Raw genomic sequence first — 15,666 nt, forward strand, 5'->3', positions numbered from 1 at the left:
AAGTGAGATTCCCCATTCAGCACTCCAGATAATTGGGTTGTCTCGTTCCAGCGAAGACTAGGAACGAGATTTGAAAAGTATTAAGCGTTGGTTGTAGAGCGAACTTTTGATTGGCTATGCTTCAAAATATCAGGTGCATTTAATTTTTTGAGTATAAAACCTAGCTGCTAAAAGAGCCGCACCTGCTACCAAAGTTGCTAATACACTATCAGGTTCAGGTACGGCAGCAACTTGAGCATCAATTCGTGCAGTTCCAGCAAACAAACCGGTCAATTTAGAGTCGCCTAATATATCAGCAAACTCTGGAGAAATCAACAATTTCACATCAGGGATGGTTAAATTTTGGCCATCAAATGCCACAAGTCCCGGAGCGCTCAAATCAAACAAAATTGTATTTAAAGAAAATGTGTCTCTTAAAACAAGTCCGCTGGCACCTGTGACAGTACGTCCTGGAGCAAAACCAATTGAAAAGTCACCAACAGTAATTTGATTGTTGAATGTAACAGTACCAGTATGCTCGATTGTACCTGAGAGCGGTGTAAAACCGCCGTCGTCACTGAAGGTGAAGTTAGTAAGTGAGTCGATGTTGAAGCCAACTAAATAATTGCTAGGAATTGGTGCAACTGTCTGATTAGTGCCTGTCAAGTTTAGCCCAATACTACTAAGAATCTCTCCGTGATCGCGATCGATGCTGGTGACTCCAGATATCACTTTAAAAGTTGCAGCTTCTACCTGTATGGGTGCAATTGAGATGAAAGCTGCTGTAGTACAACCAAGAATCCCTGCAAACTGAAAAAAATGCATATATATTTCTGATGATCTTCGTAATTTTATTTTAAATAATAAAACCTCTTTTATTAATCTATAAAGTCAAAATTTACTCTAAAAAAATATTCGCAAAAGTTAAGTTTATGTAAACGTACAGTTAATAACAAAGTTGAAGGCAGACAGTTGCAAAAAGAAAGTTAAGTAAGTAGGTACGAATAAAAATAAATCATTAGAATAAAGCGTAAAGTATAAGGTATAAAGCATTAAGGATAGAAAATGAAAAAAATATAGTTACCTTTAATTATGTCCAATGCCAATTATTTAGGAGCCAATTTCAAAATCCCTATCCCAAGCTGGGGAGAGGGATTTAGGGTGAAAGCTCATTGATTCATGCAATAAGTCTAATTAGGTATTGGCAGATTCTAGCTGAGAACTAGAGAAAGCTGATTTATTCTCGCCGATTTACTTTTTAGTTCACAGACTTGTTCTAATCCACCAGCTTATTTTCTCCAAATTAGGATCTATTTCCTGCCAAAAGCTTGCTGATGAGTCTATTTCTCTTGTTGCTGCGAGTATTTTATCTATACTGTCGAAGTTGTTTTTAATCAACTGTTTATCTAGTTTAGGAATATCTAATTTCAGATATTTCAGACGGTTGGGTAACTCTACTTTCTCTTGTGTCGGCAAGTGAGAAATCTGATCGACTTGTTCTAAAATTTTGTCTATTGATGTAATAACTTCTTGCAAACTCGGCTTTTTAGTTTGTAATTGTAAATCTTTTTCTTCAAAAGTTTCTTCTTGATTACCTAACTTTACTAAGACTATTTTGACAAAGAAAATATTGTAATCTACCTCACTAACTTCACCCACTTGCTGATAATGTTTTCCACTTTTATTTATAACTACTATGTCACCTTTCTCAATTCTGTTGTTCATAATTTATATAGCCTGGTATTGAATTACTAAATAATCTCCTCTACAGAAAATACTACTCTAAAGCCACAAACCCTCAGTCCACCGTCTGACTCATTCCAGCTACGGCTAGCACTGCGACACAGTTCTGCACTGAAACTCCAAGAACCACCGCGTAGCACCCGACGATTTATGTCACCGCCAACTTCCCAAGCTGTTCCATCTAAGGGTGCGTCGTTGTAATTGTTATGCCACGAATCAGCACACCATTCCCAAACTAACCCGTGCATATCGTACAATCCAAAGGCGTTGGCGACTTCAAAACTACCGACGTTTGTTGTTTCTTTACGGAATTTGCTTTTTGGTTCCATTGTGCAGCTGACTAACTCAGGGGTAATGGTTTCGCCAAAGTGGAATGAGGTTGTAGTTCCAGCCCGACAAGCATATTCCCATTCCGCTTCACTCGGTAAACGATAGTCGCGTCCAGTTTTTTCTGATAGCCTGAGACAAAATTCTACAGCCTCATACCAAGATACATTTTCTACTGGTCTATCTAGACCTTTGAATTTCGATGGATGGGGATTTAAAGCTTGTTTGACTTTGGGTAAAGCTGCTACTACTCTCCACTGTGCTTGAGTTACAGGAAATTTCCCCATAAAAAATGGTTCAACGGTAACTTGATGCTGAGGACGTTCGTCAGCATCGCCTTCAAATTCGGGTGAACCCATCATGTAAGTACCACCAGGAATCGATACCATTTCTAATGTGACAGACTTACCTAATTCTTCAGCAAAGAAGTTTGCATTACAGTTCATGCGATTTACTTCTCTACCACCTGTGTCTACTGTCACTACGTCAAATTCAAAGGTTTCTAATGGGGGTAATGGTACGATTACTTTTTGTGGTAACGGCGATAATATAGGTTGAGGCATCGAAACAATTTTTAAGGCAACAGGTTCAATGTTCGATGTGGCAAACTTCAAATCGTTAATGACTTCTACTGCTGTTTGATACCTTTCACTCGGTAGATGTTTGAGTAATTTATCTAAAATTTTTCCTAATTCGTCGCTGATAGTAATACCTTTTTTTTGTAAACGTTCGCGCCACAACCATTTAGCGCTCATGGCATCATAAATAGGGTCATTAATCTGTCCAGAAGCATCCTGCAAGGGCAAACATTGAGTTAAAAGACGCACACAAGTTACGCCCAAAGCATACAAATCACTGCCATGACAAGCAAATCCAGCCATTTGTTCTGTTGGGGCATAGCCAAGGGTATAAATTACCGTAGCTTGTCTTCCGATACTGGTTTGTGTTACTTGTTTAGCACCGCCAAAGTCAATTAATACGGGTTTTTCATCACTTGCACGGCGGATGATATTTTCTGGTTTAATATCTCGATGAATAACGTTATGAGTATGAATGAATTGCAGAACTGGCAATAAATCAGCTAAAAGTTCCCAAATTTGTTGTTCGCCATAAATTTGTTGCTGAACTTCTTGTAAGAGAGTTTTGCCTTGAATAAATTCTTGTACGAGATACAAGCTAGTACCTTGTTCAAAATAAGCTAGTAATCTGGGAATTTGCGTATGATTTTCTCCCAGTTCATATAACCGAAAAGCCTCTTCTTTGAAAAATTCGGCGGCTTTAGTGCGTTGTCCTGTTCCCTGAAACTGGGGGAAAAATTGCTTGATAACGCAAGGGGCGTTTAGTCTGTCTACATCTTCTGTAGCATAAGTTCTACTAAATCCACCTTCGCCTAATAGTCTTAATACGCGATAACGGTTTCTGAGAAGTTTGCCAAAGTTGCTTTGTCCGCAACTCACGCAAAATCTATTGCTATCAGAGTTGAATGGATTTGAGCAATTGGGATTTTGGCAGATTTGCATAATGAGGGGGAAATAGCATCTTCTCCAAAGTTAGCCCCAATATTATCTAATTGAAAACAGTTATGTAGAGAAGCGAACACGGAAGTTTATTCATGTGCTTAAAACTATCTTTCACACGAGGGCATAAGAATGAATAAATTATATTTATTTATACCAATTCAATTAATGATTGCAACACATACTTTGGTTAAGACGCGACGCCAGTCGCTACAACGGGGGGAACCCCCGCAACGCGCTGGCTCATGAATCGCGTCTCTACAAATGGTGTATTTGTCGCATTATTTTTTACAATTGGTATTACTTATCTATACTATGACGTTGTGTTAGCAGAAAGTATGGCACATTGCCATAAGATTCGGGCGTTAGGCTTGCCGTAATGCACCCTAAATTTTAATATAACTGTTGTTAGCTATCTAAAAAAGTTCACGAAGAACGAAATCACCTACCTATAACTTTTATTGCGAATTGCGACTATTATTTAAAAGTTTTATTATCTCCAGAAGCGCGAATTAATTCCGCTACAAGGGCAACGATCGCAGATACTAAAATTAACATGACACTCAGCGCGTTAATATCAGGTTTAACTCCGGTTCTAATGCGGCTAAAAATTTCCATTGGCAGGGTGTTAGAACCACTACCAGCAGTAAAACTAGCAATAAGAAAGTCATCTAAGCTAAGAACAAAAGCCAAGAGACAACCAGCGACAATTCCAGGCATTAATTGAGGTAACAATACTTTGATGAAAGCTTGGGTTGGTGTCGCACCTAAATCTAGTGCTGCTTCTTCTAAGTGAGGATCTAAATTAGTCAGTCGGGAAGCAACCACAAGTCCGACATAAGCCAGACAAAACACTACATGGGCTGCAACTATCGTCCACAAACTCAAAGGTATCGCAAAGGCTGCTAGACATACTAGGGTAGCCACTGCGATCGCAATATCGGGAATAATCAATGGTAGGTAAGCAATACCCCGATACAATTTTTTACCAGGAAATTCGTAACGCGCCAACCCAACCGCCATCAAGGTTCCCAGCACTGCGGAAATTGCCACGGCACAACTTGCAACTATCATACTGTTTTGCAAAGCCGATAAGATGCGATCGTCACTGAACAACTTGCGATACCAATCGAGAGTGAATCCTTGCCAAGTTGCACTGTAGGGCGACTGATTGAAGCTATAAAAGCCAAGTACCAGTATGGGCAGGTACATGAACACAAATATCAACAGTGAGAAAACCGCCTGCCATGAGACACGCGGTTTTTTGAGAGATGGAGAGATATTCACGTTTATATATATTATTGATAGCAATACAAAATAGCATATTTTATGCAATAAGTCAATCTCGGTTTAAAATTTATTTATCGAACCGCAGAGGCACAGAGAACGCAGAGATTTTATGAATCATCTCAACGAAGAGGCAGGGGGAAGGGGGCAGGGAGCGGGGGGAAATGACTCCAACCAAGAGCCGTGGAGCAGAGCGGAACATGGGTCTGAGTCCCCCACTTCTATTAAGTGGTTCTCGTACCCTTCGGGAAGCTAGCGCAACAGGTGGGGTCGAATCCCCCTTTCTGTTCCTTCTCCCCTGCTCCCTGCTCCCTTGCCTCTTGCTCAATCTGACTCTCGCTTCTCTACCAGACGCGGCGCGATCGCTAGAATTCAAAATTCAAAAAGGGATATAAACCGTTAAATTTATGTAAGCGTTCAGAGAATCGAAAAAAGACGAAAAATAACCCCTAAAATCAAGCAATAAAATTAGGCAGATTTTAACATAACACAACGATCAGAACGGTTAGGGGTTAGGTTTTTTGTAGGCTTTTCCATACAACGTTAAGAGTCAGGTTAATTTTACTTTTAAGAACTTGGATAGAACTTATCAGAAAAACTGCTACTTCTGATTTCAAAGTACCTACTTTACGTAAATTTACCTTTTAATCGCCTAGAGATGATCCTTTAGAGTACGGAAAGCCCCCCAAAAAGTGTCTACAGACTTTATTCTTTAATTAACATTTTAAAATTGGATGATTGACGGTCATAAATAGAGCTTTTTCAGTCAAAACTATCTTTAAATGACAGTTTTTGACGATTATAGAAAGTTCCTGTTTATAAAAAAACTTCTATTAAAAACTGCCATTAATCACATAAAAATTAATAAATCAGAATACAGCTACTTCTTTAGGAGTGGGTAATTTCCGTACTAAGATAGACAAAAAATATATAAGGTACAGCGTAAGATTTAAAGGAAATTGTTAATAAGTTTAGTATCTGAAGTTACTTTCTGATGCCAAAGTGGATCAATTACAAGCACTAAAACAACAGAAATAAAAAACTTCTAATTCAAGTTTTATTTTTTAGGAGGTTTGTGATGAAAATTGCTCAATTAGCTCCATTATGGGAGAGAGTTCCGCCTCCAGCTTATGGTGGCATAGAGTTAGTAGTAGGGTTACTGACCGATGAGTTAGTCCGACGCGGACATGAAGTAACTTTATTTGCATCGGGAGATTCTATTAGTCTGGCAAAACTAACTTCAGTTCATCCCCGCGCTCTCAGACTCGATCCTACTATCAAAGATTACGGCATTTACGAGATGCTGAATCTAGCTTCGGTGTACGAACGCGCAGAAGAGTTTGATATTATTCACTCCCATATCGGACATGGGGCGTTGGCTTATGCAAATCTGGTAAAAACTCCTACAGTTCACACGTTGCACGGTACTTTTAACCCTGACAACGAAAAGATGTTTAGTTTTGGTAAAAAGCAACCCTATGTCAATATTTCTAATGCACAACGAGAACCAAGGTTAGGATTGAACTATGTAGCGACGGTTTACAACGGAATTGATGTCAGCAGTTATGAGTTTCACTCCCAACCAGAAGATCCTCCTTACTTAGCGTTTTTAGGTCGGATGTCTCCAGAGAAGGGAGCGCACTTAGCTATAGAAATTGCCAAAAAAGCTGGTTGGCATTTAAAAATGGCAGGTAAGATAGATGTCGTTGATGTGGAATACTTTGAGAAAGAAATTAAACCACATATTGACGGGGAGCAAATTGAGTATCTGGGTGAAGCCAACCATACTCAAAAAAACGCCCTGATGGGTGGTGCAGTCGCAACTCTATTCCCTATCACTTGGCGGGAACCCTTTGGATTGGTGATGGTAGAGTCAATGGCTTCTGGTACGCCAGTGATTGCGATGAAATTGGGGTCTACTGAAGAGGTAATTTCCCACGGCAAGACGGGTTTCCTCTGCAATAATATTCAAGAGTGTATTAGTGCCATCGATCGCGTCATCGAGTTAGACCGTTATGCTTGTCGTCAGTATGTCGAAAATCTTTTCAGTGTTAAGCACATGACTGATGGCTATGAGGCGGTTTATCAACAAATAATCGCAGAACGATTTTCTCAGAATGGGCATTTCCGCAGTTTGGTTGATTTAGCTAGCTAGCGATCGCATTTAAATATCGCCTTTAAATACCGCATTTATGTAATTTTACATCTTTTTAACAAAGTACAATACACGCGATCTTCGGGTAGCACAACTGTCATTGGTGTCAACTGAACCCGAAAACTATATCGGACAGGCGTTTTGCAAATCCCTCACGCCCTCATCCCCTAACCCCTTCTCCCAAAGGAGAAGGGGAATTGAATGTCTAGCTCCCCTCTCCCTTGGGAGAGGGGCTGGGGGTGAGGGCAAAACGTTGTCACCAAGCGGGTTTAGCGTTAATTTGACACCAATACACAACTGTGCAAACCTACCAAGTCAAACGTTCGCTCCATTTTTCTAAAGTTCTAGCACTCACTCCTGGAACTCGCTCTAAGTCTTGTAAAGATGTAAATTTTTGCTGTTGACGGCTAATAATTATTCGTTGTGCTAACTTCTTACCCACGCCAGGGAGAGTTGCTAATTCTTCTAAACTTGCAGTGTTGATATTGACTTTTGGAATTGCTTGTAACTCAGTTGATGAAGAAGTTTTTATCTGAGGACAACGTGTTTTTTCTAATTTAATTTTTTCTTGAATTGCTGGTGGTAAACCGGGTTTGACTTTGGTATAAAGACGAGCGAATTCTCGCACATAATGGGCAGCAACTATCGGGTTTTCCATCACTACAAGCGTCTCATCGTTACCATTATTGGCCGCATCTGACCAATTATGAGAACCTGTAATTACTGTTTGACTATCAATAACACCAAATTTGTGATGCAATAAATCGCCTTTGGGTAACACAGGTACACCTACGCTAGTAATTGGATTTTGCCAAGGATGATTGTCAACTTCATATTTACATTTGTTACTTAGAGCAACCCCCATCATATCTAAGGCTTCGCTATAAGGACGGTAGGCGAATTGTGGTTCAATTAAAGCGCGAATTTGCACGCTTTGTTGATGGCGTTTTTCTAAAATATTGGCAAGAGGCTGTTCGGAAAAGACAAATAACGCCATATCAATAGACTTGGTTGCTGAACCTAAAGTTTTACCAATTAAACCATTACTACTGTTATTCCAAGGTTGAGTTGGAGAAGTAGGGGAAAATTGTACAGTAATTTTGGTATTACCTAAAGTTATTTGTTTAGGTAAACGTATCGGCTTTTGCAAACCAAATTGACTATTTGGTTGACCTTCCGGGCCGTCACCCCACATAATGTTAAATTCTTCTGTAAATAAAGATGCTAATTCTGGGCTGTCAATCTGCAATAAGTTATTGGCATTGCCTAAACTACTAGGATTTGTAAAATCACCCGAAGTATCACTTAATGTAAAATTAGCTGAAGTGATAATTACGAGGCGATTGTCCACAATCACAAACTTATGATGCATCAAGCTGCTACCCGCTGAACCATCTGCTCTATCGTCTAGCCAGGGAATTTTGGCATTCTGCAAAATCATCAAAGCATCTCTTTGATTGATTTCGGTTGGACTGAGTTGATTATCGTGGTTAATATCAATAAAATGGCGAAATTCGTTGTAGCGTTCTTGTTCTCTTTTATTTAACTTACCTACTTCAGCAGATGTTAAGCTACTCCAAGGTCGACTATAGAGATTTTCTAAAATTATCCTGACTTTTACCCCAGCTTTTTGTCTATCAACCAGTGCTTGGGCAACTTTGGGTAAACGTAATTCTTGCACCGCCACATCTACTGTAGATTTAGCCTGCGTAATAGTATCGGCAATCTGTTTTTCTAAATCATCCCCAAGGCGAGTTTGCTGACGGTAAGCTTCTTGGTATTCTGAAGACTCAGAATGGTTAAAGTAAACTTGAACTAACGGATCTTGCGGTAAAGGTGTTGGACGTTGATTATAAGACTGGACTCGTTGACAACCAGCAAGGGAGAATATCAGTAAAAAGATATATAAAAAATATCTTTGTCTAGAGATAAGTTGCACTGTAAATCTGCTAAAAGTGGATTGGAAATGGATATACTTATCATTCCCAAAATTTTGTGTTCTGAATTAAGTAGAGAAATAAGTTTCCAAGTAAAGGGAAAAATCCACTATTAGATGTAAAATTACAGATATTTTTTTCAGGATTTGTCCACTAAAACTGTATATGCTGACAAATCCGCAGTCTATCACTAACGTGTGTTCTCACTATTATCGGTTTTATGCAAATTTATCTAGATTACAGCGCCACTACTCCGACTCGAAAAGAAGCGATCGCAGTTATGCAAACAATCCTCACTCAACAGTGGGGCAATCCTTCCAGTTTACATGAGTGGGGACAACGGGCGGCAACGGTTGTAGAACAAGCCAGAGTCCAAGTTGCTGGTTTAATTAACGCCGCTACCCCTGAATCGATCGTTTTTACCTCTGGTGGCACTGAGGCAGATAATTTGGCAATTATGGGTGTGGCTCGGTTGTATGCTGTTCCTCAACATATAATTATCTCCAGCGTTGAACATTCCGCAATTTCTGAAACAGTGCGGTTACTAGAAATGTGGGGTTGGGAAGTTACGCGCTTGTCTGTAGATGTTAAAGGCAGAGTTAATCCCTTGGATTTAAAAGCGGCGTTGCGACATAACACAGCCTTAGTTTCTATAATTTACGGTCAAAGTGAAGTTGGGACTGTGCAACCGATCGCAGAACTGGGTAAAATTGTGCAATTGCATGGTGCTTTGTTCCACACAGATGCGGTGCAAGCTGCGGGACGCTTACGTATAGATGTGCAACAATTACCTGTAGACTTACTTAGCCTTTCTAGTCATAAAATATATGGGCCGCAAGGTGCAGGGGCGTTATATGTGCGTCCTGGTGTAGATTTGATGTCTTTACTGAGTGGTGGTGGGCAAGAAATGGGGCTGCGTTCTGGTACGCAAGCAGTACCGATAATTGCCGGATTTGGTGTAGCAGCAGAATTAGCAGCGCAAGAATTAGCTACAGAAATACCACGATTAATTGAGTTACGCGATCGCGCCTTTGCCCAATTGGCTGAGATTCCTGGTTTAATTCCTACAGGGGATAGCTGCGATCGTTTGCCTCACCATGTGAGTATGTGCTTAGAAAACGCTGATGGCAAAAAACTCAGCGGTAAAGCCTTGGTACGACAGCTAAACCTTGCTGGCATCGGCATCAGTGCTGGTGCTGCTTGTCATAGTGGTAAACTTAGCCCAAGCCCAATATTGTTAGCGATGGGTTATTCCGAAAAAGCTGCCTTGGGTGGAATTCGCATCACATTGGGGCGTGATACGACTGAAGCTGATATAGATTGGACGGTAATGGTGTTGAAGCAAGTTTTGCAAAGGCTAACACCGGATTTATCTTTAGTTAAGCGTTAAATCAAATGTGACAAATCGCATACCTGTGGGAATACTAGCCGTATAAACTAGCTAAACACAGGTACGCGATGAGAGAAATTGGTTTTATAAAGTGGTTTGGTGGCTATGATCGTCAAAGAGGTCGGGAAAATGATTTTGGATATATTGGACGCGAAGGAAGAACAGACGATATAAAAGTCTATCGAGAAGAAGTGCATTGTTCAGAAAGTAGTTTGATTGAAGGAACATTAGTCACTTTTGAATTAGTTATAAATTTGCAGACTAATAAACAATTTGCTACAAACTTGAATTTATTTAAAGAGATAGGTAGGATAAAAACCTTTGATACAAATATAGGGAGAACAAGTAAAAATAATTATTGGTCTATCGAATGCCAATATCAAGATAATACCTTGCTCCATAAAAACGAAATCCATTTTTTAGAAGCTGATTTAAAAGAAGGCACACTCGTAAAGTTTGAACTGCGAAAATATGGTGACGGGTATAGAGCAAAAAATGTACATTTACTAGATTTAAAAAAAGAAACCGACTCAGATATTATTCAACATTGCTTAAATCACAATGATCCTAGATTTTGTGCTTTGGCATTTTGGGGATATCTAAATAATAGCTCAATTGAGGACGCAATATATTTAGCAGATAAAAAATTAAAGAGTTTTCTTCCGTGGCAAATGAAACGTTTTTTAGATTACGTGCCAGAGACTATTCTGATACACTATAAAGCTCGAAATATTCGACAATTGTTGCCATATAATAAACAGCTAAAATTATGCTTACGGCTTTTACCTGATGATTTAAGTATAGAAATAGATACTGCTTTGAGACAGGAGATATTTAATATTATCTCAAATCTTCAAAAGGAAAATTTGAAAATATGCGATCAAATTATCAGCAAAGTATATAAATTATATGTGAATTATCCAGAAGATCGTAAACGACTCAATATAAAATTACACGTAAGATGCTTGATTGAACTGATTAGCAATATAAAATGTGTTTTTAATAGAAACATATTTTTATCTGAATTGCGAGAGATTTTAGTAAATTCAAAATTAGGCATTTTTTGGAAAATTATACCTGATTATATTATTCTGGAACAACAGATTTGGTCTATAGCATCAGCAGATAGACGTATTGGTATTCTTGTAAGTCAAATAAGTAATCAACAAGATTTAAATTATCAAGATGATATTTTGATAATTGCAGAGATACTTGAAAATTCAGCAGAAGAAGATATAACAAAACTAATTTCTATATTTAGACACAACGATTTAGTTAAATCTCACGACGCGATTTTAAAATTTTTACCTGCTGTTGAACAAATTACTATTCTTAGCACAAGGCTAAACAATATTGTTAGTGAAAATACTAAAGTTATATCCCGTATTGCAAAAATTCTTACTAATAGTTCAAGTGATAAACTTCAATTTTTGTTATCTGAACTACCAGATAGCGTTAAAAAATGGGATGAAATATTAGAGTTTTTGCCGCCAAAAGAAAGAATATTAATACTATTATCAAAGCTGAAAGCAGAATGTAAATTAGAAAATCAAGATATCATCCAAAAAATTGGTAATGTGATTAATGCTGTTTCCAATGAAGAACGTATAATATTAATTGACAAACTTCCAGAAGGAGTAAGATACAAAGAACCAATCCTTAAAATATTCCATTTTTTGCTTCCAGAAGATCAAATACGATTAGTGTGGAGTTTTATAGCAGATGGCTCCTTATTTATTTGGCATTATTTGTCAAGAGAAGCAAAAATACTATGTGTATATCGCCTAGCAAAAGAAAATACAAATATTTCTCTATTTCTTACTGAGTTTAAACGTATTCATAACACTAGTCCAGAGAATGATGATTTGATAAGATGTGTCCTGAAAATACTATGGGCTAAGGAATATCCAAATCGAAGCAATGAAGTTTTCCAGGAAGTACACAAATTATTAACAAATTATGTAATTCAATATTCTAAAAAGTCTACTGAGCCTATAAATCTTGATCCGTTATTGCCTTACTGCAAACCTACAGAGGTGAAAGTTAAATACTGTGAAGGAAAACTATGGGAGAGAGAAGAAGTTCAAACAACAGGTGAGGCTAAAATAGTAACTAGCGCTTATTGCCCGCGTGCAAGAAATAACTGTAACTTATTTGAACCAAACAGAAGCTCAAATTCAAATTTTGGTTTGTATGGAGCGCGTTTATCTGCTGAATGTTCACAAGATTGGAAAAACTGGTCTTTACTAGAACTTTTTAAAGCAGTAGATATTGTGCCATCTATGCCTGATTTGAGAAAGCCGGAGGATTACTTACCAAAACTATCAGGGTGGATTAATCGCATTAACGAAATTCGTTCAAGGCTTAAGTGTTCTGTATGTGAAGATATAATGCCGCACAATATAGAATATTCTCAATTTAGTACTAAATTCAGGGTTACAGTTTTTTCTTGCAAACATGGAGAAGGTCATGACCATAATATTTATTTGAACGAATGCTGGGGATGCAGTGCCATAGTTGACAGTAGGGAGAGTAAGTACCAATCAAAAGAAGATAAATATTATATTTGCATCCACTGCGGAAGTGGGACACAACACAGCAATACTTATACTCAAGGCGATATTTGCCCAAAATGCGGCACGATAGGAATGGAAATTAGTCCGAATAACAAGCGTTACCGTAAGTGTCATTCTTGTAATCACTCAATCAAACTGCCTGAAGAAAGAAAGATAACTGGTTCTAATTGTCCTCAATGTCGAACACGAGGGATGATGCTGACAGTTAATCAAAAGAATAAGCAAGTTCGCGTGTGCCGTTCTGATTCCTGTAGACATTCAATATCAGCAACATAACCCATGTTTTGGTTTCTGTATTAATAATCCTTAAACACCACCATGAACACTGCTAAACTCACCACTGATGGCACTCACCAAATCGTTATTTTACCCGAAGACTTTCAACTTACTGGTACTGAAGTTTATATCAAAAAAATTGGTAACGCCATTGTCCTGATTGCCAAAGACAACCCTTGGGAATCCCTCATTGATAGTCTAGACAATTTTTCTGATGACTTCATGACTACCAGAGATCAGCCACTCCTCGACACCAGAGAGAGCTTTTAAATGCGATACCTGCTTGATACAAACATCTGCATTTACCTGATAAAGCAAAAACCCCAAAAAGTACTGGATAAATTTCAAACCCTTAGCATTTCTGATGTTGGTATCTCCTCTATCACCATTGCCGAACTAGAATATGGAGTTGCGAAAAGCCAACAGCAAGAGAAAAACCGCATCGCCCTGATGCAATTTCTGCTACCTCTAGAAATTGTCGAATTCAATCAAGCATCTGCAACGATTTACGGCAGCATCAGAAGAGATCTCGAAAGTAGAGGACTTATTATTGGTGCAATGGATATGCTCATTGCTTCTGATGCGCTGAGTCTAGGAGTTACCCTAGTCACCAATAATTTGCGAGAGTTTTCTCGTATTCCTACGCTCCTATTAGAAAACTGGGTTGAGTAGTTGTCAATATGCGAGATGTGATGATATTGCGTTACTGGCATCCTGTAATATCAATCAAAATAACTTTAAGATCGGCATTATGAGTATTATCGTCTTCGGCAGCATCAATATAGACTTGGTAGCAACAACACCCCGGTTGCCAGTTGCAGGAGAAACGTTACTAGGAGAAGACTTTTTTAAAGTTTCAGGAGGTAAAGGAGCCAATCAAGCCGTAGCATTAGCAAAATTGGGCATTCCTACCCAGATAGTAGGGCGTGTAGGTGCAGACGATTTTGGTACGGAACTCGTGAACAATTTGCAAACATCTGGTGTGCAGACTGATAACATTTTTGTGGATAAAACTGTTAGTTCTGGAGTTGCGAGCATCACCGTGAGTCAGACTGGTGAAAATCAAATCGTTGTCATTCCTGGTGCAAATGGGCGCGTCAATCAAGAAGATGTAGAGCGATTATCCCACTTATTACCAGAAGCTACAGCACTACTTTTACAACTAGAAATTCCTATTACTGCCGTGGTTGCTGCTGCTAAAGCCGCAAAAGGTGCAAATATAAAAGTAATTTTCGATCCCGCACCCGCACAATCTAATTTACCAGATGAACTGTATCCATTGGTTGATATTATTACACCCAATGAAGTTGAAGCAGCGCAGTTAGTGGGTTTTCCTGTGAATGGAGAGGAACAAGCCGCCAAAGCGGCTGCGGTTTTATTGCAACGGGGTGTGAAATGTGCGATCGTCAAACTAGGTGCTAAAGGTGTTTTTTGCGCCACTGCTGAAGAAAAGTTTTTTGTACCTGCGTTTTCAGTTCATGCAGTTGATACAGTAGCCGCAGGCGATGCTTTTAATGGTGGTTTAGCGGCGGCACTTTTTGAAGGACTTTCCTTACATCAAGCAGTTGTTTGGGGTGCAGCAGCGGGTGCTTTGACAGCCACAAAACCAGGCGCACAAACTTCGCTACCTGATAGGTTTACATTTGATGCATTTCTTAAGGAAAGGGGAATGAATGGTGGTTTTCAAGGGTAGGTATTTAAAAAAGCATAGATAAGCAGGTAAAATACTTATCTGATGAGGATTGGCAGAAATATCAATGCGGAGCTTCTAAACGATGTAGGGTGTGTACCAGGAGAAATGCAGATAGGAAAAGTGAGGAATTAAGTATGGCACTATATCTAGACTCCGCGATCGCATCGGAAGCTGAAGTTGTTAAGCTTTGGGGATGGGTAAAAGGTATTACAACGAATCCCACGCTGTTATCTCAAAGCGATACTCCACCAGAAACCACGCTCAAAAAATTGGTTGCCTTGACAAATGGCCCGTTATACTATCAACTTATGGCATCCGATAAAGCTGGGATGCTAGCTGAAGGTAGAAAAGCTTTCGAGATTATTGGTTCACAAACAATTTTGAAGATTCCCGCAACACCGTTAGGGTTTGAAGTGGTGGCGAGTCTATCACCAGAAATTACCTGTTCGGTGACAGCGATTTATAGTGCAGCCCAGGCAGCAGTGGCACGAGAAGCAGGAGCTAAAATTGCCATAGCTTATGTAAATCGAGCTACCCGATTATTAGGTGACGGTATTGTTTTAGTGCGGGATATGGCTAGCGTACTCAAAGGTAGTGATACGGAAATCTTGGCAGCTAGTATCAAATCTCCTGAAGAAGCAGCCGCATCGTTGCAAGCCGGGGCGGATCATTTGACTTTACCACTGGCAATGTTGCAGGCGATCGCAACTCATGAATTCTCCCAAAAAACTGTTGAAGAATTCGCGAAAGGAGGCATCGGTTTAAGTAATTCGTAATTTGGATGCG

13 protein-coding genes are annotated in these 15,666 nt (G+C 39.2%); 8 read left to right on the forward strand and 5 right to left on the reverse strand.

Features of this window, described 5'->3' with window-relative positions:
• Positions 1-129: 129 nt before the first annotated feature.
• The 4 genes from CDG76_RS33185 to CDG76_RS33200 all read right to left on the reverse strand — a co-directional run bounded on the left by CDG76_RS33185 (position 130) and on the right by CDG76_RS33200 (position 4,853).
• Entirely contained in the window at positions 130-804 is a 675-nt protein-coding gene (locus CDG76_RS33185; RefSeq protein WP_094353090.1) for a hypothetical protein, read from the reverse strand.
• Between the two features lie 438 nt (positions 805-1,242).
• Positions 1,243-1,704: a hypothetical protein gene (locus CDG76_RS33190; RefSeq protein ID WP_094353091.1), complete on the reverse strand. Its 462-nt coding sequence runs from the start codon at positions 1,702-1,704 to the stop codon at positions 1,243-1,245.
• A gap of 26 nt (positions 1,705-1,730) precedes the next feature.
• A complete protein-coding gene (locus tag CDG76_RS33195) occupies positions 1,731-3,569 on the reverse strand; it encodes a bifunctional serine/threonine-protein kinase/formylglycine-generating enzyme family protein (RefSeq protein ID WP_190241063.1) in 1,839 nt (612 codons plus the stop codon).
• A gap of 474 nt (positions 3,570-4,043) precedes the next feature.
• Complete coding sequence (locus CDG76_RS33200) at positions 4,044-4,853, reverse strand: ABC transporter permease (protein ID WP_094353092.1); 810 nt, start codon at positions 4,851-4,853, stop codon at positions 4,044-4,046.
• A gap of 164 nt (positions 4,854-5,017) precedes the next feature.
• On the opposite strand from CDG76_RS33200, the gene CDG76_RS36760 reads away from it, so the two are divergent.
• Both CDG76_RS36760 and CDG76_RS33205 read left to right on the forward strand, forming a co-directional pair.
• Positions 5,018-5,248: a hypothetical protein gene (locus CDG76_RS36760; protein ID WP_143854214.1), complete on the forward strand. Its 231-nt coding sequence runs from the start codon at positions 5,018-5,020 to the stop codon at positions 5,246-5,248.
• Positions 5,249-5,931: 683 nt separating this feature from the next.
• The gene (locus tag CDG76_RS33205) at positions 5,932-7,008 is read left to right on the forward strand and encodes a glycosyltransferase family 4 protein (protein WP_094353093.1); all 1,077 of its coding nucleotides are present in this window, start codon (positions 5,932-5,934) and stop codon (positions 7,006-7,008) included.
• A 307-nt stretch (positions 7,009-7,315) separates the two neighbouring features.
• Here the strand turns inward: CDG76_RS33205 and CDG76_RS33210 are convergent, their stop codons facing one another.
• Complete coding sequence (locus CDG76_RS33210) at positions 7,316-8,947, reverse strand: DUF655 domain-containing protein (protein ID WP_094353094.1); 1,632 nt, start codon at positions 8,945-8,947, stop codon at positions 7,316-7,318.
• A gap of 218 nt (positions 8,948-9,165) precedes the next feature.
• On the opposite strand from CDG76_RS33210, the gene CDG76_RS33215 reads away from it, so the two are divergent.
• The 6 genes from CDG76_RS33215 to CDG76_RS33240 all read left to right on the forward strand — a co-directional run bounded on the left by CDG76_RS33215 (position 9,166) and on the right by CDG76_RS33240 (position 15,656).
• Positions 9,166-10,335: a cysteine desulfurase family protein gene (locus tag CDG76_RS33215; RefSeq protein ID WP_094353095.1), complete on the forward strand. Its 1,170-nt coding sequence runs from the start codon at positions 9,166-9,168 to the stop codon at positions 10,333-10,335.
• A 68-nt stretch (positions 10,336-10,403) separates the two neighbouring features.
• Positions 10,404-13,187, forward strand: coding sequence for a hypothetical protein (locus tag CDG76_RS33220; protein WP_094353096.1), 2,784 nt, complete (start codon positions 10,404-10,406; stop codon positions 13,185-13,187).
• A gap of 42 nt (positions 13,188-13,229) precedes the next feature.
• Positions 13,230-13,457, forward strand: a complete 228-nt coding sequence (locus tag CDG76_RS33225) for an antitoxin (RefSeq protein WP_094353097.1) — start codon at positions 13,230-13,232, stop codon at positions 13,455-13,457.
• Positions 13,458-13,859, forward strand: coding sequence for a type II toxin-antitoxin system tRNA(fMet)-specific endonuclease VapC (gene vapC / locus CDG76_RS33230; RefSeq protein WP_094353098.1), 402 nt, complete (start codon positions 13,458-13,460; stop codon positions 13,857-13,859).
• A gap of 79 nt (positions 13,860-13,938) precedes the next feature.
• The gene (rbsK, locus tag CDG76_RS33235; protein ID WP_094353099.1) at positions 13,939-14,880 is read left to right on the forward strand and encodes a ribokinase; all 942 of its coding nucleotides are present in this window, start codon (positions 13,939-13,941) and stop codon (positions 14,878-14,880) included.
• Between the two features lie 134 nt (positions 14,881-15,014).
• Complete coding sequence (locus CDG76_RS33240; RefSeq protein ID WP_094353100.1) at positions 15,015-15,656, forward strand: transaldolase family protein; 642 nt, start codon at positions 15,015-15,017, stop codon at positions 15,654-15,656.
• Positions 15,657-15,666: the final 10 nt, after the last annotated feature.

It is taken from the genome of Nostoc sp. 'Peltigera membranacea cyanobiont' 210A (assembly GCF_002246015.1).
GTDB lineage: Bacteria > Cyanobacteriota > Cyanobacteriia > Cyanobacteriales > Nostocaceae > Nostoc.